The following is a 23,048-nucleotide window of genomic DNA, read 5'->3' as shown; positions in this document are numbered from 1 at the left end:
GCCCGTCAAGGGCGGCTGACGGACCGGGTGACGCCCGCGGCGATCGTCGTCGCGAGCAGCCACCCGGTCACGATCAGCAGATACGCCAGCCACTGGTACCACCCCTGCGGGTTGAACGCCTTCTCCTGGCCGAAGTCGACGATGGGCAGCAGCAGGTCCAGCGTGTAGAACAAGGGGCTGAATCCGGGAGCCTCGTCGTCCTTCAACGGGGCGGGGTGGTGCGCCGCGTATGCCACCGTCCCCACGAGCAGCAGCGAGAGCAGCCAGCCCGCCGCCCGCACCGGCCGGAAGCCGTAGCCCACGGCCGCGTCCTGGAGGTGCCCCCAGAGCCGGGCATAGGCCGGCAGGGTGCCGCGCCGCCTGCGCTCCTTGGCCAGGAGCACCGTACGGGCCGCGTCGTCGTCACCGATCCGCCGGTACGCCGCTGTCAACTGCTCGTACGCGAACGGCACATAGCCCTCCTCCTCCCGCTCCAGGAGCGGCAGCCGCCGGGCGGCGGGCAGATGGGGGAGGAGCGAGGTGTAGGTGAGCCCCTCCAGCCGGACCACCGACGGCCAGACCGACGGATCGGCGTGCAGGACGTCGATCTGCGAACGCCGCAGGTTCACCACGCCCTCGACCGGGGCCGCCTCCCGCAGCCACAGCTCACCCACGGTCATGCCGCTCGCCCGCAGGGCGATCCCGCCCGGGTGCGAGAGGCGGGCGTAGGCGAAGTTGAGCTGGCCCGGTATCCGGCAGCCCCGCAGGTTCACCCGTCCCCGTACCCGGACGCGCATGGCGTGCAGGTCCGAGCCGACCGTGAGGTTCTCCGCCTGGAGCGCGGTGCCGCCGGGGTTCCCCAGCGCGGAGTCGTCCAGCCGGATCTGCCCGGTGACGGCTGCCCCGTCGAGCCTGGTCTCGCCGTGCACCACCAGCCGGGGCCACCACAGGTCGTCCTCGACCACCGCGTGGTTCAGCCGCAGGACCGGCTCGTCCCGCTCGCCGGCCCCTCCGTCCTCGGGCACCCCGATCCGGGCGCCCTCCAGGACCAGGGCACCGGCGATCCGCGCGCCGCCGAGCCGCACCGGTCCGGCGATCCGGCAGCCGGCCAGCCGTACCGCCCCGTCGACCCGGACCGCCGTCGCGTCCAGCCCGGGGAGCACCGAACCGCTCAGGTCGAGCTGGCGCAACTGCGCCCCGTACAGGTCGGGCGTCTCGTCGAAGTGGCAGCCGGTCAGCAGCACCGCGCACTCCGCCACCGCGTAGCGCCCTCGGAGCGTCCCGGTGATCCGCGCCCCCGTCACCCGTAACGCCGCGACCTCGCCCGGCGTCCGCTCCTCGCCGAGCAGCAGGGAGCGCAGCACCTCGGCCCGTACCGTCCGCCCGGCGCCCCAGCCGGCGACGTTCTCGGGGTCGTCCGCCGATCCCGTACGGAAGTCGACGGGGGCGCCGCTCGCGAAGGCCTCCCGGACCCGGCGTTCGGCGGGTGTCAGCTCGTTGATCTCCACCGCCGGACCTTCACCCGTGGCCCCGAGGGGTGTCAACCCCCACCGTGAGCGGCCGTGTGGGGCCGGTGACGCGGGTCCCCGCCGACGCACGAGCGGGCCCGCCGCGGGGTCGAGGGGTGCGGGCCACCCGCCGACCGGGCCCCAGGCCACAATGGACCCATGTCACGACGCCCCTCCCGCCCCCGGCAGCCCGCCGCCCCGCAGGCCCCGCGCATCACCCCCGCCTCGCCCTGCCCCTGCGGCCTGACCGCGACGTACGGGGAGTGCTGCGGCCGCTTCCACTCCGGCAGCGCCGCCGCCCCGACCTGCGAGGCCCTGATGCGCTCCCGGTACGCGGCCTTCGTCGTCCAGGACGCGGCGTATCTCCTGCGCACCTGGCACCCCGAGACCCGGCCGCCGGGCGTCGACTTCGACCCCGCGATGCGCTGGATGGGGCTGGAGATCCTGGAGACCACCGAGGGCACCGCCTTCCACACCACGGGGACCGTCACCTTCCGCGCCCACTACACCGACGACGGGCGCCCCGACTCCCTCCGCGAGCACAGCCGCTTCGTCCGCCACGAGGGCGCCTGGGTCTACGCGACGGCGGTCTTCGTCGACTGAGACCGGGCGGCCGGCACGACCCCGTAAACCCTTTCCCACCAGGGCGGACGGTCTCGTACGATCCGCGCATGAACGACGACGAAGCGGCGGCGCCGTACGCCGTGCGGGAACGGTTCTGGCGCGGCGAGCACCTGGCCTTCACCCCCATGGAGCCGGACGACGCAGAGCTGATCCAGCACTGGCGCGCCGACCCGGTCGCCGCCCAGGGGATCGGGGTCTGGCCCGGACCGCTCCACGATCTCCGCGAACGGCTCGTCTCCTACATCGAGGACCGGGACCGCGACGACTTCCTCATCCTGCTCCCGGACGACACCCCCATCGGCCACGTAGCCCTCACCGACGAGGACTTCGTCGACGGCACCGCCGAGGCCTACCTCCTGCTCGCCCCCGAGCACCGCGGTCAGGGCCTCGGCGCCGACGCGCTCACCGCCCTCACCGACCTGGCCTTCGGCGAGCTGCCCCTGCACCGCGTGGAAGCCGTCACCCACACCGGCAACGCCGCCTCCCTCGCCACCTTGAAGAAGGCGGGGTTCACGCAGGAGGGCGTACGCCGGTCCTCCTGCCTGCACCGGGGCCGCCGTCACGACAACGCGCTCCTCGGCCTGCTCCGTACGGAGTGGGAGGCGCAGACCCGCCCCCGGGCCTGGGACCACGTCTGACCCGAGGGATCAGGCCGGTGCCCCCACCCGGGCGGAGCCGCCCGGGTGCGGGGCCGGAGACAGCTCCTGGGCCAGGTCCTCCGCCAGGAGCCGCTTCGCGATCATGTCCACGGCGATGCGGAGCTGGGCGTCGTCGGGCCGGGCTCCGTCCTCCGCGAGCCGCTCGTTGAGCCAGCGGCCCCAGGCGTCGGAGATCACGGCCGCCTCGCGCCGGCCCGCCGCCGTATGGGAGAAGATCCGGCCGTCCCCCGACAGATAGCCCTCCTCGATCATCCGGTCGAAGACGGGCACCAGCACCTCCGGCGGGATGCGGTGCCGGGCCGCGATGAGCCGGAGCCCCGCGTGGCCGACCAGCCGGGTGAAGAGGTCCACCTGCATAACCGCCCACGCCCCCGCCATGTCCAGCCGGGTGTCGGAACCGGCGGTGATCCGCCGGGCCGTGTCCGGACCGGCGCCGTGCAGGATCTGGGCCACCGCGATCTCCAGGAGCTTCTCCGAGTCGCCGCTGCCGGGCTGGGCGAAGCCGTCACCCATGTCCGTGGAGGCGAGCCGGGCCGAGTCCCGCAGCTTCACCTCCTTGAGGAACAGCGCGACGACGAAGCCGATCAGCGCCACCGGCACCGTCCACAGGAACACGGTGTGCAGCGTCTGCGCGTACGCCTGGGCCAGCGGCTCCACCTGGGCGGCCGGCAGCGCGTGCAGGGCCTGCGGGCTCTCCGAGGCCCGGGCCAGGACCGCCGGGTCGCCGCCCGCCGCCACCGCCTGGCCGACCCCGTCGGCGAGGTTGGGCTTGAGGGCGTTGGCGTAGATCGTCCCGAACACGGCCGTGCCGAAGGCGCTGCCGAGCGTACGGAAGAACGTCACGCCCGAGGTCGCCGTACCCAGGTCCGCGTAGTCGACGGTGTTCTGCACGGCGATCGTCAGCACCTGCATGGCCAGCCCGATCCCGAGCCCCAGCACCACCATGTAGAGCGACTCCACCCACACCCCGCTCTCCGGCCCCATCCGGGACAGCAGGAACAGCCCGGCCGCCATGACCAGCGTCCCGACGATGGGGAAGACGCGGTAGCGGCCCGTCCTGCTGACCACGGTCCCGCTGAAGATCGAGGCGACCAGCAGGGCGGCGACCAGCGGCAGGGTCCGCACGCCCGAGAGCGTCGCCGAGTCCCCGTCCACGTACTGGAGGTAGGTCGGCAGGAAGATCATCGAACCCAGCATCGCGAAGCCCACGATGAAGCTGAGGATGGAGCAGACGGTGAAGACCGGGTTCCGGAACAGCCGCATCGGCAGCATCGGTTCCTTCGACCGCGTCTCCACCCGGCAGAACAGCGCCAGGGCGATGATCCCGGCGAGGAACAGGCCGATGATCATGGGCGAGCCCCAGGCGTACTCGTTCCCGCCCCAGCTCGTCGCGAGGATCAGCGCGCTCGCCCCGACGGCGACCAGCGCGATACCGGAGTAGTCGATGACCGGCCGTCCGGCGGCCTTCACCGACGGGATGTTACGGGCGGCGGCGATCACCACCACGATGGCGATCGGTACGTTGACGTAGAACGCCCACCGCCAGGTCAGATGGTCGGTGAAGAGCCCGCCGAGCAGCGGCCCGATCACCGTCGAGATCCCGAAGACCGCCCCGATCGCGCCCTGGTACTTGCCGCGCTCGCGCAGCGGGATCACATCGGCGATCAGCGCCATTGACGTGACCATGAGGCCGCCGGCGCCGATGCCCTGCATCCCGCGCCAGATGATCAGCAGCAGCATGTCCGAGGCGAGGCCGCAGAGGAACGAGCCGGTGATGAAGACGACCGCCGAAACCTGGAAGACCAGCTTCCGCCCGAACAGGTCACCGAACTTGCCGACCAGCACGGTGGCGACCGTCTCGGCGAGCAGATACGCGGTGACCACCCACGACATGTGCTCGGCCCCGCCCAGGTCCGAGACGATCGTCGGCAGGGCCGTGCCGACGATCGTCTGGTCCAGCGCCGCCAGCAGCATGCCGAGCACGATCGTGGCGAAGACGATGTTGCGCCGCCGCCGGTCGAGGACGGGCGGCGGCGCGGCGGCACTCTGCGCGGCGGGGGCTTGCTCGCTGGCAGTGGTCACCTCTGCACCCTCACACCGCCGTCCGCCGCCCGCATGCGGGGACCGTCCGGACGGGCGTCAGCCGATCAGCGAGGCGACCGACGCCTTCAGCCGCGCCACGAACGCCTCCCGGACCTCCGCGTCCACCCGGTCGAGCGAGAGGTAGGGGTTGAGGTCCTCCAGTTCCACGAGGAGCAGCTCACCCTCCTCCGTACGGCAGGCATCGACCCGCTGGATGCCGTGGTCGAGCGCGTTCCACTCGATGAAGCGCCGTGCGAACGCCAGGTCCTCGGCGCTCGCCGCGTACGGCTCCAGCACCCACCGCCGCTCGGGGTCCGGCGCGTACAGCGCGTACTGGAAGTCGGCGTCCACGAAGTAGAAGGACACCTCGTAGCGGAAGTCGATCCGGGGCTGCACGAGCAGCACCCCCTCGCCCTCCCCCTCCAGCTCGCCCGCGACCTCCTCCCCGCCGACGAACCGCAGCCCCACCGAGTCCGCCCCCAGCCTCGGCTTGACCGCGTACGCCCCGGCCTCGGGCAGCAGCCCCAGATCCGCCGCCCGGTCCACCGTCGGGATCACCGGGAACCCGGCCGAGCTCAGCTCCACCAGATACCCCTTGCCCGCCATGTCCCCGCGCCCGTCCAGCGGGTTGTGGACCGGCACCCCCAGCTCCAGCGCCCGCGCGCGGAACGCGTCGTACGCCTCCCGGTAGTGCAGGACGGGCCCGCTGTTGCGTACGAGGGCGAGGTCGAAGCGGTCCAGCAGCGCGGCCGCGTCCCGGGGGTGGCAGAGCGCGACGTCGAACGCCTCGCGCAGCCGGGACGCCAGGAAGATGTCCTCGTCGCAGTAGCGCCGGCCGCGCGCCTCGTAGCCGAGGTCGGTGACGAGGAGGACGGCGGGGCGGCGGGCGCCGGCGGGGGCGGTCATGGCTTCTCCGGGGTGAGCGCTGGGACGGACGCCCACTATCCCCGACGCCTGTCCACGGGCCGCCGCCGGGCTACGAGAACGACCCCGGCCCCACCGCCAGCCGCGGGTGGTGAGCGGCCAGGACCTTGTTGGCGCGGGCCAGCTCGGCGAGGGCCTGCTCGCGGTCGGCCTGGTCCTCGATGCCCAGCCGGGGTCCCCGGAACCTGCGGACCTCACGGGCCGCGCAGTCGGCCTCGAACTCCGTCTCCAGGATGTGCGGCGGGATGCACGAGCCGATCAGCGCGGCGACCCGGTCCGGGATCGGCACGGGGACGAGGAGGTGCGAGGCGGTCATACGGTGTTCCCTCTCGGATGGTCTGCCAGGAGGCGGTACGTGGGTGCTGCCGCCGGATGAGCGGCAGACCCCTCCTTGTGTACGGGACGCGGTTCCGGGTTTCTCGTCGGAGACGTCTCCGTGTCGCAACCGTTTGGGACTGACCGTCTATTTCGCCTTACGCGCGAGTAAGTTGACCTGTCGCGCCGAACATGATCCGGATCAGGAGGATGAGTCGGCCGAGCGCGTGCGCAGCCGTAACGCACGCAGCACGGCCTCGGTCGCGAAACGGCTTTCCGGGTCGACGAGTTGATCACCGAAGATGGTCTCCAGGCTGCGCATGCGGTAGCGCACGGTCTGCGGGTGCACATCGAGCAGTTCGCCCATCTGGGCCGCCGTGCCCCGGGTGTCCAGCCAGATCCGCAGCGTCTCGATCAGCCGCTCACGGCGGGTGGTGCTGATGCCCGCCACGGCAGCCAACTCCCGCTGGGCGAGCTGGTCGAGCAGGGCGGGGTCGGAGAGCAGCCACAGGGTGATGAGGTGGTCCTCGCAGCGGATCAGCGGGGCGTCGTCGATCACGCCGGAGTCGACGAGCTCCAGCACCCGGCGGGCCCAGCGGATCGAGTCGCAGGCCAGGGCGGTCGGGACGGTCAGCCCGATCGCCGCGCGGGCGGCCGGGAGGGCCTGTTCCAGCATGGATCTTCGGGCGTCGTTCAGGGGGCCGGGCACGAGTAAGTGCGGCTGGGGGTCGCTGAGATCGAGGAGGAGGTCCCGGTCGGCGCCGAGCCGGTCGAGGGCGGCCGGGGCACGGAGGGCGACCAGGGTGACCTCGTCGGGCAGCGTCCAGCCGGTCTGCTCGCAGAGGTCGGCGATGGCGCTGCGGGGGGCGGGGCGCCCGGCGAGGATGAGGTGGAGCAGGCGCCGGCGCAGCGCCTCGCCCTGCTCCCCGGACTGCGACTGGACCTCCAGGAAGCCCTCGCGGGACAGCGATTCCAGTTCGTCGACATAGGCGAAGAGCGCGTCGGCGAAGCTGAGCATCAGGGTGGGGGAGAGGTGGTAGCTCTGCCCCACCTTCTTGGCCCGCCGCAGCGCCACCCGCGCGCCGAGCCGGTAGGCGCCCTGGAGGGTGTCCATCGTCCGCCCCTCGTACGCCTCGAACCGCCCGAACCGCCGGCACATGTCGTCCCGCAGGGTGGTGGAGGCGGTGGGCTCGGCCACCAGGTCGACGAAGGAGGCGAGGCTCTGCTCGACGCCCACCCGGATGGCCTGGCCGTTGGGGCCGTCCAGCAGCCGGGCGTATTCCGGATAGGCGCGGGTGACCTCCACACCGATTTCCTTGATGAGGCTGGGGAGTTCGGGCCGCATGATCGCGGCGAATTCCTGGGGGAGCGGCCCCAGGGGGTCATCGGTGTCCAACGGCTGTATGAGGTGTGCCATGCCAGGTCCCCTCTGCTCTCGGCGCCCGGTGGTAGGGGTGAGACGGCGAGGGAAAGCGCTCCCACGAACCGACAGGTGTGTACCAAGTCCGCGACGAAGATAGACCACGGAACAGGCACTGCACACCACTTGGACAAGATCGGGGTGCAGGGGGCACGCATCGTGTCGACGCGGTGGGACTGACGCGCAGGTCGGACGGTACTGCGCGCTTTCGGACAATGAATTTCGGCCGCATGCTCCGGCGGTGACAAGAGCCGCGACCAGGGTCATCGCGTCGGCCGGGGCCGCTCCCGACGGGCACGGGGGGCCGGGTTCCGGTGGCCGATCCGTATTTCGGCGCCCGCGGATGCGCATTCCTTGATAAAGGGGTGACCCTCGGTTACTCACTTACGGATCAAAAGCAGGGCCACGCAAAAATTCTTGGCCGGACGGATTGTGTGGCTGTGTTTCCCGCGAGTAACATCACGCTTCGTTCAATTCGGACATGAAATCTGCCCGAAATTTGACGCTCAGATCTTCCTCCCCCGGATCCACCCCGCGGCTCCATCACCGCCGACGAATGCGTCGTGGTGCGGGCAGGCGTCGGAGAACCGGTCAACTTCGCGCACGAGGCCGCAACCCGGCGGCCCAAAGAGGGGACGACATGAGATCCGTTTCCAACCGCACCCGCATAGGGCTGCTCGCGGCATTCACCGCCTTCAGCGCCGTGCTCTCCACCGGTTCGGCCGCCGCGGCGACCGAACTCAACGGCGACTGGGCGCCGTTCGACCGCTGCCCGGTGGACGCGCCCGCCATGCTCGCGGCGGACGGCATCACGAATATCGCCACCTGTATCTCGTCCAGCTCGGTCACCGGCTCCATCACGCTGGGCAAGAGCCAGGTCCCCACCGGCAACAGCGATCTGCAGCTCGGCGTCATCCAGCACAGCAACGGCACCACCACCCTGGTGGCGCCCCCTGAGGGCGCGCTCACCGCCGACCCGGCCGTGGTCCCCGGGGGGCTGCTCGGGCTGATGTGCCCGAGCGCCATCCCCTTCGTCTCCGCGATCTGCCGCCAGTTGACGGACAACAACCTCAACCGGATCACGGCCACGATCGAACCGGCCGGTGCGCCGAGGGACTTCAACATGGTGGCGGCCTTCTCCACCGGTGAGCCCATCCTCACCCTGCCGGTCCGCATCCACCTGAGGAACCCGTTCCTCGGCGACAAGTGCTACATCGGCACCACCGCCAACCCCGTGCTCCTGAAGCCGCAGAACCTCAACGCGCCGACCCTCTCCCTCCAGCGGTTCGCGGCCGACGGAACCCCGGACGAGGAGGGCGAGATGGGCCGTTACACCTTCGCCGGCGCCGACCAGGGCGATGCCACGTTCGCCGTCCCGGGGGCGAGCGGCTGCGGAGCCGGACTCCTGGACTGGGCGGTGAACCTCAAGACCGGTATCCCCTCGGCCGCCGGGAAGAACGGCGTGAAGCTCAACGACACCTCGACCTACTTCGGCAGCCCCTACGACCCGGCCGGCCTGGCGCCGAACGAGGGCAGGAAGCTGTCGGAATTCTGGCACTCCGCGAAGCGGTAGCGGCCGACGCCCTCCATTACCCCGAGGGCCTTGCGGAAACGGCAGAAGGAGGTGGTGAGACAGCCGCCCGACCGCTCCTCGGCGAAGGCGGGAAAGAAGGAGCCGCGCCTTCTCCAGTCCAGTTCGAAGCGTGCCGCCCGGATTTCCCGGGCGCGCGTCCACTCGTATCCCCAACGGGACAAGAAAAGGGAGTCATTCCATGATCAAGCGATCCGGTGTACTGACCGCCATAGGTGCCGCCGTGGCATCCGTCGCGCTTGCCGCTCCGTCGGCCATCGCCGCCCCGACGAGCTGGACCATCACGCCGACCGGTGCCTTCACCGGCAGCGCCGGCGTGACCGTCCTGACCGACAACAACGGCAACAAGATCCAGTGTGCGACCTCCGCCGCGTCGGGCTCGGCCCCCACGTCCCCGGTGGCCGGCTCCCCGGCGCAGCTCGCGTCCATCTCGGCGATCTCGTTCAACTCGCCCTGCACCGGGCCGTTCAGCTCGACGTGGACCGTGACCACCACGGTCCCGTGGCAGATCTGGGGTCTCGACTACGCGGCGGGTGCCGGCACCAACTCCACCGGCCAGGTGACCGGTGAGATCAGGGCGATCAAGGCGAAGGTGACCGGGAGCAGCCTGCTGGGCCCGTGCACCTTCGACGTCACCGGCAAGGTGGCGGCCAAGTACAACAACCCGAGCGCCGGCGGGAGCAACGGCACGCTGAACACGGCGGGCGGCGGTCTCACGCTGGCCATCGCCAACAAGGTCGGCGGTGGCTGCGGCATCGTCGGCGCCACCGCCAGCTTCCAGGGCCTCTACACCATCAAGAACACGGCCACCGGCAAGTCCCCGGTCATCAGCGGCTGATCCACCGCCCCTGATGCGCAGTACGTGAGCGTGGTGCCCGGCCGTGCGCCCTCGGCGGCCGGGCACCTCCGTGCTTTTCCACTCACTCGCCGACAACGCCGCGGCCCGGAATTTATCATCACCTGCCAAGAACCGTGCCCGGGTGAAATCTTGGAATTCCCGGCTCTTCCCAGGCGGCCGATCACGTGCGTACCGTACCGGTCGGTAGGAGGATCATTCCGCGTCCGCCCGAAAGGCCGTTGTCGAGAAGTGGACCCCATGTGGCGGCCATCGAACCGATGGGCCCGCGCGCGCCGGAAGGACACCATCCGCATGACCGTCGATGTACGCGCCGCGGCGAGACGACCTCTCCATCTCGCCGTGGGCGGGGCGCTCGTCGTCGCCACCGCGCTCATTCCGAGCGCCGAATCGGTGGCGGCCGATCAGACCTCCGAGGTCACCCTTCCCTATACCTGTCCATTCCCTTCCGGCCCGGAGAAGGTGGAGGTCGCCGTCAAGGCGGTCCTCCCCGTCTCGGCCCGGACGGAGGAGACGATCCGTCCCGGTGACGTCTCCGTCGACGTGAGCCTGGCGCGATCGGCGCTGACCCAGTTCACCGCACTGGAGGCCGCCACCCTGTCGGCCGTCGCCGAGCTGACCGTACGCAACACCGTCGGCGAGCACACCGCCGACGCCTCCTGGCAGCAGCTCGAAGCGCCCGCGGTCACCCTGCCGTCGGAAGGCTCGGAAGGCTCGGAAGGTTCGGAAGGTTCGGAAGGCTCGGAAGATTCGGAGGGTGAGGACGAGGACGGCGTGGTGCTCGCCGCCACCGGAGACGTCCCCACCGTCGCGTTCGGCAGCCCCGGACGCGCGACGATCACACCGGCCGCGCTCAGCCTCACCCTCGCCTCCTTCACCGAGGACGGCGCCCCGACCACGCCCCCGGAGCTCACCGTCCTCTGCGAGAGGGCCGACGACGAGGAGCGGCCTCTCGCCGAGATCACCGTCCGCGACAGCGTCGGCCCGACGGCCCCCTCGCCCGGCCCGACCGGTCCCGTGCCCGGGAAGGAGGCGCCGACCGAACCGCCCGAGCAGCCGTCCCCGCCGGCCCCCGGCCTCGACCCGGACGCCCACCGTAAGATCGACGACCTCACCGAGGAGCGGCTCGACGCCCTCGACGACGCGGACCCCGGAAGCTGCCCGATCGAGATCCCGCCCGAGTGGGTGATGACCACCGCGGAGACGTACGCCGCCGGGTACGCCAACGCCGTGAAGCTGGACGGGGCGGCGGCGCTCGGGCCCGCGTTCATGAAGGTCGTCCTGAACAAGCGGTACATCAACGACTCCTGCGCCTCGACCGTGGACGTCACCTCCGAGGTGGAGTTCGCATACGAGGGCAAACGGCAGCTCCCGCCCACGCAGGCGACCTTCCTCAGTTACGGGTTCATGCCGACGACCGCCACGATGGTCCTTGAGCAGGTGGGGCCACCCGCCGTCGTCCAGACCCACACGGTCACCAACACCCCGACCTACCCCGAGGAATCGACGGTCACCGCCCAGCTCTCCATGCGCCTGTACGACGTGAAGGTGAACGGCGTACCGCTGGACGTCGGCCCGAACTGCCGCACGGAACGCTCCTTCGAGCAGGTCCTCAAGGGGTACGGCCAGAGCTATCCGCCGGCCGGCTACCTCGTGGCGACCGGCGGGAATCTGACCGGTTACGCGCACATCCCGCCGTTCAAGGGGTGCGGTGTCGGCGAGAACCTCGACCCGCTCTTCACCTCGGCCATCTCCAGCGTCGGCAAGAAGGCCGACAACTACACCAAGATGACGCAGGCCCCGCTCTGCGTGGCGACCAACCCGGACGGGCCCGACTGCCCGCCGAAGGTGCCCAAGCCCGAGCGGTGAGACGTACCGCCGGTGAGACGTACCGCCGGTGATCTGAGCCGACCCCCGCAGCCCTTCCGGTTCTCACCCGGCCGGAAGGGCTGTTCGGCACGGAATGATGCCGTCCGTCGCGCGGAGAACTCATCACCGATTAATAGGTTTGGCACCCGGACCACTCACTCGGAAACAAGTAATCCGGACACCGCGATCACGCCGGAGAAAGTTTCGTATCCAGTATTGCGAACTAAGGTTACCGAGCCGTAGCGTCCCGGGTGAGCGGCCCGAAACCCCTCCGTACCTGCTTGTTTTCCGACCGTCGGAGCGCTGACAGATGACAGAAGTCACCACCACTTCGAAGGAGGGCCGATGGGAATCGAAGTAGTCGTCGAGGGCCTGACGAAGTCCTTCGGCAAGCAGAACATCTGGCAGGACGTCAGCCTCACCCTGCCCGCCGGTGAAGTGAGTGTCATGCTCGGCCCTTCCGGCACCGGAAAGACCGTGTTCCTGAAATCCATCATCGGACTGCTGAAGCCGGAACAGGGCCGCGTCCTCATCAACGGCGTGGACATGGTGAACAGCTCCGAGCGCGACATCATGGAGACACGGAAGCTGTTCGGCCTCATGTTCCAGGACGGGGCCCTCTTCGGTTCGATGTCCCTCTTCGACAACATCGCCTTCCCGCTGCGCGAGCACACCCGCAAGAAGGAATCCGAGATCCGCCGCATCGTCATGGAGCGGATCGACATCGTCGGACTGCTCGGCGCCGAGGGGAAGCTCCCCGGCGAGATATCCGGCGGCATGCGCAAACGCGCCGGCCTCGCCCGCGCCCTCGTCCTGGACCCGCAGATCATCCTCTGCGACGAACCGGACTCCGGACTCGACCCGGTGCGCACCGCGTACCTCTCGCAGCTCCTCATCGACCTGAACGCGCAGATCGACGCGACGATGCTGATCGTCACCCACAACCTCGACATCGCGGCGACCGTCCCCGACAACATGGGGATGCTGTTCTGCCGCAACCTCGTCACCTTCGGGCCGCGCGAGGTGCTCCTCACCAGCGACACCCCGGTCGTCTCGCAGTTCCTCGCCGGACGCCGCGAGGGACCCATCGGGATGTCCGAGGAGAAGGACGCCGCCACCCTCGCGGCCGAGCAGCAACGTAGCGACTCCCTCGGCACCACGGCCACGATCGCCGCACCCCGCACCGTCGTCCCGCAGTTGGAGCCCTCGCCCGGCATGCCGGTACGCCAGGGGGCGCTGCGCCGCCGTGAGCGGGTCATGGCGATGATGGGCCAACTGCCGGAGGCCGCCCGTACGGCCATCCTCAACAGCTACGCCCCGGCCGCAGGGGGTGCGCGAGCGTGACCGCCCCGATGCCGGTGCGGCCGCCCGAGCCGCCGGAGAAGACCCCACCGACTCCCAGGGTTCCGGAGCAGCGGCGCCCCAGCCGGCTGCTCGCCCCGCTCCGGGAGACCGGGAAGCTGTTCGCGCTCGGCATCGCGGTGGGCCGCGCCATCTTCCGCAGGCCCTTCCAGTTACGCGAGTTCATCGAGCAGTTCTGGTTCGTCGCCAGCGTCACGATCCTGCCCGCCGCCCTCGTCTCCATCCCGTTCGGCGCGGTCATCGCCCTCCAGGTCGGCTCGCTCACCCAGCAGCTCGGCGCCCAGTCCTTCACCGGCGGCGCCAGCGTCCTCGCCGTGATCCAGCAGGCCAGCCCGATCATCGTGGCGCTGCTCATCTCCGGCGCCGCGGGCTCCGCGATCTGCGCCGACCTCGGCTCCCGCAAGATCCGCGAGGAGCTCGACGCGATGGAGGTCATGGGCGTCTCGCCCATCCAGCGCCTCGTCGTCCCCCGGGTCCTCGCCACCATGCTCGTCGCCGTCCTGCTCAACGGCCTGATCTCCGTGGTCGGCACGCTCGGCGGCTACTTCTTCAACGTGATCATGCAGGACGGCACCCCGGGCGCCTACCTCGCCAGCTTCTCCGCCCTCGCCCAACTGCCCGACCTGTACGTGAGCGAGCTCAAGGCCCTCATCTTCGGCTTCATCGCGGGCATCGTCGCCGCCCACCGCGGCCTCAACCCGCGCGGCGGCCCCAAGGGAGTCGGCGACGCGGTCAACCAGTCCGTCGTCATCACCTTCATGCTCCTGTTCTTCGTGAACATGGTCCTCACGGCGATCTACCTCCAGATCGTCCCCGCGAAGGGCGGCTGAGACAGATGGCGATGCTCAGCTGGCTCGACCGATCGGGTGACCAACTCACCTTCTACATCAGGGCCCTGGTCTGGATCCCACGCACCCTGCGCCGCTACCTCAAGGAGGTGCAGCGGCTGCTGGCCGAGGTCGCCTTCGGCAGCGGCGGACTCGGCGTCATCGGCGGCACCATCGGCGTGATGGTCGCGATGACGCTCTTCACCGGCACGGTCGTCGGCCTCCAGGGGTACGCGGCGCTCGACCAGATCGGCACCTCGGCGTTCACCGGGTTCATCTCCGCCTACTTCAACACCCGCGAGATCGCGCCTCTGGTCGCCGGGCTCGCCCTCTCCGCCACCGTCGGCGCGGGCTTCACCGCCCAGCTCGGCGCGATGCGCATCAACGAGGAGGTCGACGCCCTGGAGGCGATGGGCGTGCGCTCGATGCCCTACCTCGTCACCACCCGGATCATCGCCGGGGTCGTCGCGATCATCCCGCTGTACGCGATCGGGCTGCTCTCCTCGTACATCGCCTCCCGCTACATCACCATCCTCTTCAACGGCCAGTCGGCGGGCACCTACGACCACTACTTCAACCTCTTCCTCTCCCCGGACGACGTGCTGCTGTCCGTGCTCAAGGTGCTGATCTTCAGCGTGCTGGTGATCCTCGCCCATTGCTACTACGGCTTCCACGCCACCGGCGGCCCCGCCGGGGTGGGGGTGGCGGTCGGCCGGTCGGTGCGCAACGCGATCGTGCTCATCAGCGTCACCGACTTCTTCCTCTCCCTCGCCATCTGGGGCGCCACGACGACGGTGAAGGTGGCCGGCTGATGAGTCCACGTGGCACGCGAACCGTCCGCCGCAGAGCCGCCGGAGTCGCCTTCCTGCTGGTCCCCGCCCTCCTGGTGTGGGTCTCGGTATCCGTGTACGACAAGGACTTCACCGACGACGCCACCGTCACCGTCCGCACGGGCCCGGTCGGCAACGAGATGCACGACAACGCCGATGTGAAGCTGCGCGGAGTCGTCATCGGGCAGGTCAGGTCCATCGCCACCGACGCCGAAGGCGCCCGCCTCACCCTGGCCATCGACCCGGACAAGCTGGACCGCATCCCCGCCGACGTCACCGCGCAGATGCTGCCCACCACCCTCTTCGGCCAGCGGTTCGTCGCCCTCGTCCCGCCCCGCACCCCCTCCACCCGCACCCTGAGCGCCGGCGCGGTGATCCCGCAGGACCGCTCCAGCAACGCCATCGAGCTGGAGGAGGTGCTGAACAACGTCCTGCCGCTGCTCACCGCCGTGAAGCCGGAGAAGCTCTCCGCCACCCTGAGCGCTGTCTCCACGGCGCTCGAAGGGCGCGGCGAGAAGCTCGGCGAGACGCTGACCACGCTGGACGCCCACCTGAAGAAGTTCAACCCCCAACTCCCCACGCTCAACGAGGACATCAAGCAGCTCGTCAAGGTCAGCACGCTCTACGCGGAAGCGGCCCCGGACGTCCTCGACGCCCTCACCGACGCCACCACCACGAGCGGCACCCTCGCCGAACAGGAGTCCCAGCTAGCCGCGTTGTACGGAACGACCACCGCTTCCGCGCGCGATGTCACCTCCTTCCTGCGGGAGAACAAGGAGAACCTCATCCGGATCTCCTCCTCCGGCCGCCCCACGCTCGAACTCCTCGCCCGGTACGCCGACTCGTTCCCCTGCACGCTGCGTACGGTCGCCGGCTTCGTGCCCGCCATGGACAAGGCGCTCGGCAAGGGCACGAACGAGCCAGGCCTGCACGTGAGCGTCAAGTCCGTTCCCTCGCAAGGGAAGTACGTCCCCGGGAAGGACACTCCGGTCTACAACGCCACCGGCGGCCCGCGCTGCTACTCGGTGCCGTACGTCGGCAAGGGCGGCGCCCCGACCGCCGACAACCGCCGGGCCACCGACGTCACCGCACCGCCCCCGGCCGCCCAGGACCCCGCGCTCGGCCTGCCCAACTCGCCCCAGGAGTCCCAGCTCGTCAACGAGTTGGTCGCCCCGTCACTGAAAGTCCAGCCGCAGACCCTGCCCGACTGGAGCAGCGTGCTCATCGGTCCGGCCTTCCGCGGTGCGGAGGTGAAGCTCAAGTGAAACGCCGCTCTCTCGCGGGACCGCTCACCAAGTCCCTCGTCTTCGTCCTGGTGACCGTCCTCGCCACCACCGTCCTCGGGCTCTCCATCGCCAACACGGGCGTCGGCGACACCACCACGTACAAGGCGCGGTTCACCGACGCCACCGGGCTCATCCCCGGCGACAGCGTCCGCGTCGCCGGGGTGAAGGTCGGCCAGGTCGAGTCCGTACGGGTCGCGGACCGCAGGGTCGCCGAGGTCACCTTCGGCGTACGGAAGGGGCGTACGCTCCCCGCCTCGGTGACGGCCTCCATCAAGTACCTCAACATGGTCGGCCAGCGCTATGTCGACCTGGACCGGGGCGCCGGGCCGGTCGGCCGGACCTTCGCGGCCGGGGCCACCATCCCGCTCGACCGCACCACCCCGGCCCTCGACCTCACCCAGCTCTTCAACGGCTTCCAGCCGCTCTTCGAGGGCCTGTCCCCTCCGGACGTCAACCAGCTCGCCGGCTCCATCGTCCAGGTCCTCCAGGGCGAGGGCGGCACGGTGGACTCCATCCTGCGCCACGTCGGCTCGCTCACCAGCACCGTCGCCGCGAAGGACAAGGTGATCGGCGAGGTGATCAAGAACCTCAACACGGTCCTCAGGACGGTCAACGACCGGGAGGCCGGGTTCGACGACCTCGTCGTCACCCTGGAGAAGCTGGTGTCCGGCTTCTCCGGCGACCGCAAACCGCTCGGTGAGGCCGTGACGGCGATGGGCGCCCTCACCACGGTCACCGCGGACCTCTTCCAGGACGGCAGGAAGCCCCTCAAGGAGAACATCCGCCAACTGGGTCGACTGAGCGACCAGTTGGACAAGGGGACACCCCAGATCGAGAACTTCCTCGACAAGACCCCGGCCAAGATGGAGGCGATCAGCCGCCTCACCTCCTACGGCTCCTGGCTCAACCTCTACCTCTGCGAGGCCACGGTCGGCGGGGTGGCCACCGACGACGGCTCCACGCCCCCCACCGGCATCGCCATCACCCAGCCGAGGTGCCTCGCATGAGCCGCACCCCCATCCGGGAACGCAACCCGGTCGCCGTCGCCCTCGTCGGACTCCTCGTCCTCACGCTGCTGGCCCTCGCCGCCTGGCGCGCCGACTCCCTGCCCTTCATCGGCGGCGGCACGACGTACAGCGCCGACTTCACCGAATCCGCCGGGCTCTCCGACGGCGACGAGGTGCGCATCGCCGGAGTGAAGGTCGGCGAGGTCACCGGGGTCTCGCTCGACGGGCCCCGTGTGAAGGTCGACTTCAAGGTCGAGGACGCCTGGATCGGCAACGCCTCCACCGTGGGCATCGCCATCAAGACCCTGCTCGGCGAGAAGTACCTCGCCGTCGACCCGCTCGGCAACGCCCCGCAGGACCCCGGCTCCCGCATCGCCGCGAGCCGCACGACCTCCCCGTACGACGTCACCCAGGCGTTCGACGGGCTCGGCGAGACCATCGAGGAGATCGACACCGAGCAGCTCGCCAAGAGCTTCGAGACCATCTCCGCGACCTTCAAGGACTCCCCGCCGCACGTCCGCAGCGCGGCGGAGGGGCTCTCCGCCCTCTCCCGTACGGTCTCCCAGCGCGATGCCCAACTGGCAACCCTCCTCCAGGGCAGCAAGCGCCTCACGAAGACCCTCGCGGGCAGGAAGAGCAGTTTCGAGACCCTTCTGGAGGACGGGAACCTGTTGCTCGGCGAACTCCAGGCCCGCCGCGACGCCATCCACCTCCTGCTCACCGGCACCCGCAGCCTCGGCACCCAGCTCACCGGCCTCGTCGAGGACAACGACCGGCAGCTCGGGCCGACGCTGGCCTCCCTCGGCCGGGTCACCGCCGTCCTCGCGAAGAACCGGAAGAGTCTGGACAAGGTGCTCGCCATGACCGGCACCTACAGCCGGCTCGTCGGCAACACCCTGGGCAACGGCCGCTGGTTCGACACGTACGCCTGCGGAGTCGTGCCCCGGAACTACCTCCCCGCCGGTACGCCACCGACCACCGGATGCATGCCACCGAAGCAAGGCGGCCGCTGACATGAGACGCACACGCATCATCGGCATCGGCGCCGGACTCGCGGTGGTCGCCGTCGCCGCCACCACCGGGGTCAGCGCCGTGCAGGAGGACTCCCGGACCACCGTCACCGCCTACTTCGAGCGGGCGACGGGCGTCTACGCCGGGTCCGACCTGCGCGTCCTCGGCGTCCGGGTCGGCACGGTCGAGTCCGTCACGCCCGCGGGCCGGGAGGTGAAGGTCGTCCTCCGCCTGGACCAGGGCGTCAAGGTGCCCGAAGACGCCCACGCGGTCGTCGTCGCCCCCAGCCTCGTCGCCGACCGGTACGTCCAGCTCGCCCCCGCCTACGACGGCGGACCCCTCCTCGCGGACGGCGCCCAGCTCCCCGCCGCCCGCAACGCGACCCCCGTGGAGGTCGACCAGCTGTACGCCTCCATCACCGAGATCACCACGGCGCTCGGCCCGAACGGGGCCAACGCGGACGGGGCGCTGGCCCGGCTGCTGGAGACCGGGGCGAAGAACATGGACGGCAACGGAAAGGCCATCGGGGACTCCGTCGAACAGTTCGGCAAGGCCGCCAAGACGCTGGACAGGAGCAGCGGCGACCTGTTCGACACCCTCGCCTACCTCCAGTCCTTCACCACCATGCTCAAGGAGAACGACAGCGAGGTCCGCACCGCCGAGCAGCAGCTCAACTCGGTCACCTCGTTCCTCGCGGACGACAAGAAGAACCTCAGCGCGGCACTCAAGGAGCTCGGCGCCGCACTCGGCCAGGTCAAGACGTTCATCGCCAAGAACCGGGGCGCCCTGAAGAAGAATGTGGACGCCCTGGTCCCCATCACCCAGGCCCTGGTCGACCAACGTGCCTCGCTGGCCGAGGCGATGGACACCCTGCCGCTGGCGGCGGGCAACGTCCTGAACGCGTACGACCCGGCCAACCGCACCCTGAACGGCCGGGCCAACCTCAACGAGCTCTCCATGGGCGGCCCCCTCGTCGACCCGGACGCCGCCTCCGGCCCGCCGCCCGGGCTGGCGCCCGTCGACGCGAACCGCCGGAAGGCGCTGCCGGTCCTGCCGCTGCCGGAGGTCGGGACGGTCTTCGGGACCCCGGAGAAACAGCCGGCGAAGCGGAAGCCGGACGACAGGAAGGGGGCGGAAAGATGAGCGGCTCCACGAGCACCACCGGCCCGCGCACCACCGGCCCGCGCACCACCGGCCCGCGCACCACCGGCCCGCGCACGACCGGCACGCGCACCGCCGTCCGGGCGGCCACCGGGGCCGTGGCCCTGCTGGCCACCGGCGCCCTGATCGCCCTCGTCGTGGTCCGTACCGACGGCCCGGTCTTCACCGGCATCGAGCAGATCCCGCTGCCCGGCGGCGCCGACCTCGGCGAGGACCCGTACGAGATCACCGCCGAGTTCGGCGACGTCCTCAGCCTGGCCCCGCAGTCCTCGGTCAAGGTCAACGACGTCTCCGTCGGACGCGTCACCAAGATCGACCTCGCCGCCGACGGCTGGAGCGCCAAGGTCACCATGCGGGTCAACGGGGACATCGCCCTCCCCGCCAACGCCTACGCCCGCCTCGAACAGTCCAGCCTCCTCGGCGAGAAGTTCATCCAGCTCACCCCGCCCGCCGAGGGCACCGCGCGCGGCTCCCTGGCGGAGAGCGGCCGCATCCCGCTCACCCGGACGAACCGCAACCCGGAGGTCGAAGAGGTCTTCGGAGCCCTCTCCCTGCTGCTCAACGGAGGCGGGATCAACCAGCTCAAGACCATCACCACCGAACTGAACAAGGCCCTCACCGGCCAGGAACCGCAGATCCGCTCCATGCTGAACCGGGTCGACACCCTCGTCACCAACCTGGACAGCAACAAGGGCGACATCACCCGGGCCCTGGACGGCGTCAACCGGCTCGCCGCCACCCTCGCCACCCGCAAACAGGACGTCGGAACGGTCCTTACCGGGCTCAGCCCCGGGCTGAAGGTCCTGGAGAAACAGCGCGGCTCGCTGCTCACCATGCTGCGCAGCCTGGACACCCTCTCCACCGTGGCCGTCGACACGATCAACCGGAGCAAGGCGGACATGATCGCCGACCTGAAGGCGCTCGCCCCGACCCTGAAGGCGCTCGCCGACTCCGGCAAAAACCTTCCCGACGCGCTCCAGGCCTCGCTGACCTACCCGTTCACGGACGAGGTGCTGCGCGGGGTGAAGGGCGACTACCTGAACGTCTACCTGGACGTGACGGCCGCGCCCGGCACCCGGATCATCCCGGCGCTCACCCCGGACGACCCGACGCTGCCCCCGCCGCCGCACGAGCCGCCCGGCGAGGACGGCGGAGACACCGGGGATGGCGGAGACGGTACGGAGGGCGCGGCGCCGGCCCGTGACGCGCTGCCGCTCCCGCTCCCGCTGCCGGCCGTGACAGGGACCTCGCAGCCCGAACAGGGGGGCACCCCGTGATCACTCCCGCCATCCGGCTCAAGAACATCGCCTTCCTCGTGATCGCCGTGCTGGTCCTCGGCTACCTCGGCGTGCGGTACGCCGGCCTCGGCCACTACGTCGGCCTGCGCAGCTACTACACGGTCACCGTCCAACTCCCGCAGACGGGCGGCCTCTACACCCACTCCAACGTCACCTACCGGGGCGTCTCGGTCGGCCGGGTCGGCCCCATCGAGCTGACCGACGACGGGGTGGAGGCCGAGCTGCGGATCGAGAAGGACGCCCCGCCCATCCCGGACGGCCTGAAGGCCGTCGTCGCCAACCTCTCGGCGGTCGGCGAGCAGTACGTCGACCTGCGCCCGTCCCGCTCGCACGGCCCCTACCTGGGCAACGGTTCGGTGATCGACGCGGCCGACACCACCCTCCCGGCCCCGCCGACCGAAGTCCTCACCAGCGTCAACGACTTCGCGAGCTCGGTCGACCTGGAGCATCTGCGCACGGTCGTCGAGGAGTTCGGCACCGCCTTCGAAGGACGCGGCGACGACCTCCAGGTGCTGCTGGACAGCGGCGGCGAGTTCATCGACGCGGCCGACCGGGCCCTCCCGACGACCACCCGGCTGATGGCCGACGGCGAGATTGTGCTGCGCACCCAGGCCGAACAGGGCGCGGCACTCAAGGGGTTCGCCTCCGGAGCCAAGGAGCTGGCCGCCGAACTCAAGGGCTCCGACGGCGACCTGAGGCGGCTGATCGCGACCACTCCGGACGCCGCCGTGCAGATCAGCGGGCTGCTGCGTGACCTCGACCCCGCCTTCGGTGTCGTCGTCGCCAACCTGCTCACCACGTCGGAGGTCGCCGTCACCCGCCAACGAGGCCTGGAGGAACTGCTGGTGAAGCTTCCGGCGGTGGTGGCGGCCGGAGCGAGCGCGGTCGACGAGGGCGGGGCCCGGTTCGGGATGTCGGTCACCTTCTTCGAACCGCTGCCCTGCACCTCCGGGTACGGCGCCACGACGTACCGCAACGGACTCGACACCTCGCCCGCGCCTGCCCTCAACTCCGCTGCCCGGTGCGCCTCTTCGCCCGGTACGGGGATCAACGTCCGGGGCAGCGCCAACGCCCCGAAGGGCGGCCCGGTCCCGGCGCCCGCCCAGCCCGGCTCGATGCTGCTGGGCGACGGCGACGGCGACGGCGACGGCGACGGCGCCGGCGCCGGCACCGGCACCGGCACCGGCGCGGACGCGGACGCCGACATGAAGGACCGGCTCCCCGGCGCGCTCGGCACCGCACCCCGGACCGCGCCGCCCGCCCCCGGCATGGCCGGACTCCTGGGCCTGGGAGGCGGTGGCTCATGACGCTCCGTACCCGACGCCTCGGCGGCTGGGCCGTCCTGCTGGCCGCCGCCCTCGTCTGCGGACTCGGCACCTGGTCGTACGCCCAGGCGCGCGGCGACCGCACCCTCGCCTACGCCAAGGCCCGCGATACGGCCCTGGCCCAGGGCAAGCGCCACCTCGCCACCCTGAACAGCCTGGACGGCAAGGACGCCACCAGCGTCGCCGCCGGGCTGCGGGCGTGGCGCGAATCCGCGACCGGTCCGCTCCACGACCAGTTGAAGCGGACGTCGGCGGCCGACGCGAAGACGCTCACGACGGCGGGCGACACCGCCGACTCCAAGGTGACCTCGGCCGCGCTCACCGCCCTGGACGACCGCACCGGCACGGCGGAGCTGATCGCCACCGTGGACGTCGAGGTCACCCCGCGCACGGGCGCCCCTGGCACCCAGCGCAAACGCTTCACGGCGACGCTCGCCCGTACGGGCGACGGCTGGAAGGTCAAGGCGCTCACGGCGATGGCGGCGGGAGACGGCGGATGAGCGGGCGAACAGCGTTGGCGGAAACGGAAACGGAAACGGAAATCGGGAACGCGGAACCCATCGACGGCACCGAACCTGACCGCACCGACGATCCCGGCCGCCGCCCCCGGTGGCCCCGCGTCCTCGGTGCCCTCCTGGCCGTCGTCCTGCTCGCGACCGGCGGCCTCCTCTTCGCCGAGGGCCGGGAGCTGCGCGACACCCCGGCCACCGGCAACCTCGCCCTCACGGACGCCGAGGCCACCACCCGGGTCACCGGCGACGTCAGCAACGCGCTCGGCAGGATCTTCTCGTACGGCCCCGACGCCACCGCCCTTGCCAAGGACGCGGCGCAGGAAGTCCTCGCGGGCAAGGCTCTCCAGCAGTACGCGGCACTGTTCGGCCAGGTCGAGAAGCAGGCCGCCGACCAGAAGCTGACGCTGACCACTCACGTCGTACGGGCCGGAGTCACCCGGCTGACCGCTACCGGCGCCCACCTCCTGGTCTTCCTCGACCAGGTCTACGAACGCCGTGGCCGGCCCGCCACCACCGCCTCCGCCCAGCTCTCCGTCACCGCCGAACTGCGGGGCGAACGCTGGCGGATCGTCGAGATCAGCTCCATATGACGGCAGGGGAGA

General features: G+C 70.7%; 21 protein-coding genes. 16 read left to right on the top strand and 5 right to left on the bottom strand.

The window, feature by feature from the left end:
* Positions 1-5: 5 nt before the first annotated feature.
* Entirely contained in the window at positions 6-1,487 is a 1,482-nt protein-coding gene (locus ACFWRT_RS31505; protein ID WP_380954645.1) for a membrane-associated oxidoreductase, read from the bottom strand.
* Positions 1,488-1,646: 159 nt separating this feature from the next.
* On the opposite strand from ACFWRT_RS31505, the gene ACFWRT_RS31500 reads away from it, so the two are divergent.
* Together ACFWRT_RS31500 and ACFWRT_RS31495 are read left to right on the top strand one after the other, a co-directional pair.
* A complete protein-coding gene (locus ACFWRT_RS31500) occupies positions 1,647-2,090 on the top strand; it encodes a YchJ family protein (RefSeq protein ID WP_380954646.1) in 444 nt (147 codons plus the stop codon).
* 68 nt (positions 2,091-2,158) lie between these two features.
* The gene (locus ACFWRT_RS31495) at positions 2,159-2,749 is read left to right on the top strand and encodes a GNAT family N-acetyltransferase (RefSeq protein ID WP_380954647.1); all 591 of its coding nucleotides are present in this window, start codon (positions 2,159-2,161) and stop codon (positions 2,747-2,749) included.
* Positions 2,750-2,758: 9 nt separating this feature from the next.
* Here the strand turns inward: ACFWRT_RS31495 and ACFWRT_RS31490 are convergent, their stop codons facing one another.
* The 4 genes from ACFWRT_RS31490 to ACFWRT_RS31475 all read right to left on the bottom strand — a co-directional run bounded on the left by ACFWRT_RS31490 (position 2,759) and on the right by ACFWRT_RS31475 (position 7,508).
* Positions 2,759-4,852 carry an MDR family MFS transporter gene (locus ACFWRT_RS31490; RefSeq protein WP_380954649.1) on the bottom strand — a complete coding sequence of 698 codons (2,094 nt, stop codon included), beginning with the start codon at positions 4,850-4,852 and terminating at the stop codon, positions 2,759-2,761.
* Between the two features lie 57 nt (positions 4,853-4,909).
* Positions 4,910-5,758, bottom strand: coding sequence for a hypothetical protein (locus tag ACFWRT_RS31485; protein ID WP_380954651.1), 849 nt, complete (start codon positions 5,756-5,758; stop codon positions 4,910-4,912).
* A gap of 70 nt (positions 5,759-5,828) precedes the next feature.
* Positions 5,829-6,092 (bottom strand): hypothetical protein, encoded by a 264-nt coding sequence (locus tag ACFWRT_RS31480; protein ID WP_380954652.1) that lies wholly within the window; start codon positions 6,090-6,092, stop codon positions 5,829-5,831.
* Positions 6,093-6,293: 201 nt separating this feature from the next.
* Positions 6,294-7,508, bottom strand: coding sequence for a helix-turn-helix domain-containing protein (locus ACFWRT_RS31475; RefSeq protein ID WP_380954653.1), 1,215 nt, complete (start codon positions 7,506-7,508; stop codon positions 6,294-6,296).
* 643 nt (positions 7,509-8,151) lie between these two features.
* On the opposite strand from ACFWRT_RS31475, the gene ACFWRT_RS31470 reads away from it, so the two are divergent.
* The 14 genes from ACFWRT_RS31470 to ACFWRT_RS31405 all read left to right on the top strand — a co-directional run bounded on the left by ACFWRT_RS31470 (position 8,152) and on the right by ACFWRT_RS31405 (position 23,036).
* Positions 8,152-9,084: a hypothetical protein gene (locus ACFWRT_RS31470; RefSeq protein WP_380954655.1), complete on the top strand. Its 933-nt coding sequence runs from the start codon at positions 8,152-8,154 to the stop codon at positions 9,082-9,084.
* Between the two features lie 199 nt (positions 9,085-9,283).
* The gene (locus ACFWRT_RS31465; protein WP_380954656.1) at positions 9,284-9,940 is read left to right on the top strand and encodes a hypothetical protein; all 657 of its coding nucleotides are present in this window, start codon (positions 9,284-9,286) and stop codon (positions 9,938-9,940) included.
* Between the two features lie 312 nt (positions 9,941-10,252).
* Positions 10,253-11,827 (top strand): DUF6801 domain-containing protein, encoded by a 1,575-nt coding sequence (locus ACFWRT_RS31460; RefSeq protein ID WP_380954657.1) that lies wholly within the window; start codon positions 10,253-10,255, stop codon positions 11,825-11,827.
* Between the two features lie 345 nt (positions 11,828-12,172).
* Entirely contained in the window at positions 12,173-13,171 is a 999-nt protein-coding gene (locus ACFWRT_RS31455; protein ID WP_356070773.1) for an ABC transporter ATP-binding protein, read from the top strand.
* Positions 13,168-14,019, top strand: a complete 852-nt coding sequence (locus ACFWRT_RS31450) for an MlaE family ABC transporter permease (protein ID WP_380954658.1) — start codon at positions 13,168-13,170, stop codon at positions 14,017-14,019. The genes ACFWRT_RS31455 and ACFWRT_RS31450 overlap by 4 nt, the downstream gene beginning before the upstream one ends.
* Before the next feature lie 5 nt (positions 14,020-14,024).
* Positions 14,025-14,828, top strand: coding sequence for an MlaE family ABC transporter permease (locus ACFWRT_RS31445; protein WP_380954660.1), 804 nt, complete (start codon positions 14,025-14,027; stop codon positions 14,826-14,828).
* A complete protein-coding gene (locus tag ACFWRT_RS31440) occupies positions 14,828-16,111 on the top strand; it encodes an MCE family protein (protein WP_380954662.1) in 1,284 nt (427 codons plus the stop codon). Before ACFWRT_RS31445 ends, ACFWRT_RS31440 begins: the two co-directional genes overlap by 1 nt.
* Positions 16,108-17,139: an MCE family protein gene (locus ACFWRT_RS31435; RefSeq protein WP_380954663.1), complete on the top strand. Its 1,032-nt coding sequence runs from the start codon at positions 16,108-16,110 to the stop codon at positions 17,137-17,139. The genes ACFWRT_RS31440 and ACFWRT_RS31435 overlap by 4 nt, the downstream gene beginning before the upstream one ends.
* Positions 17,136-18,152 (top strand): MCE family protein, encoded by a 1,017-nt coding sequence (locus tag ACFWRT_RS31430; RefSeq protein ID WP_380954664.1) that lies wholly within the window; start codon positions 17,136-17,138, stop codon positions 18,150-18,152. Before ACFWRT_RS31435 ends, ACFWRT_RS31430 begins: the two co-directional genes overlap by 4 nt.
* 1 nt (position 18,153) lies before the next feature.
* On the top strand, positions 18,154-19,293 hold the full coding sequence (locus tag ACFWRT_RS31425) for an MCE family protein (RefSeq protein WP_380954665.1): 1,140 nt from the start codon (positions 18,154-18,156) through the stop codon (positions 19,291-19,293).
* The gene (locus ACFWRT_RS31420; RefSeq protein ID WP_380954667.1) at positions 19,290-20,588 is read left to right on the top strand and encodes an MCE family protein; all 1,299 of its coding nucleotides are present in this window, start codon (positions 19,290-19,292) and stop codon (positions 20,586-20,588) included. Before ACFWRT_RS31425 ends, ACFWRT_RS31420 begins: the two co-directional genes overlap by 4 nt.
* Entirely contained in the window at positions 20,585-21,916 is a 1,332-nt protein-coding gene (locus ACFWRT_RS31415) for an MCE family protein (protein ID WP_380954669.1), read from the top strand. The genes ACFWRT_RS31420 and ACFWRT_RS31415 overlap by 4 nt, the downstream gene beginning before the upstream one ends.
* Positions 21,913-22,434, top strand: a complete 522-nt coding sequence (locus ACFWRT_RS31410; RefSeq protein WP_380954670.1) for a hypothetical protein — start codon at positions 21,913-21,915, stop codon at positions 22,432-22,434. The genes ACFWRT_RS31415 and ACFWRT_RS31410 overlap by 4 nt, the downstream gene beginning before the upstream one ends.
* A complete protein-coding gene (locus tag ACFWRT_RS31405) occupies positions 22,431-23,036 on the top strand; it encodes a hypothetical protein (protein ID WP_380954671.1) in 606 nt (201 codons plus the stop codon). Before ACFWRT_RS31410 ends, ACFWRT_RS31405 begins: the two co-directional genes overlap by 4 nt.
* The last annotated feature ends 12 nt before the right edge of the window (positions 23,037-23,048 follow it).

The sequence above is a fragment of the Streptomyces cyaneofuscatus genome (assembly GCF_042718795.1).
Taxonomy (GTDB): Bacteria; Actinomycetota; Actinomycetes; order Streptomycetales; family Streptomycetaceae; genus Streptomyces; species Streptomyces cyaneofuscatus_A.
The sequence above is the reverse complement of the archived record's forward strand: the minus strand, read 5'-3'. Positions and strand labels throughout refer to the sequence as shown.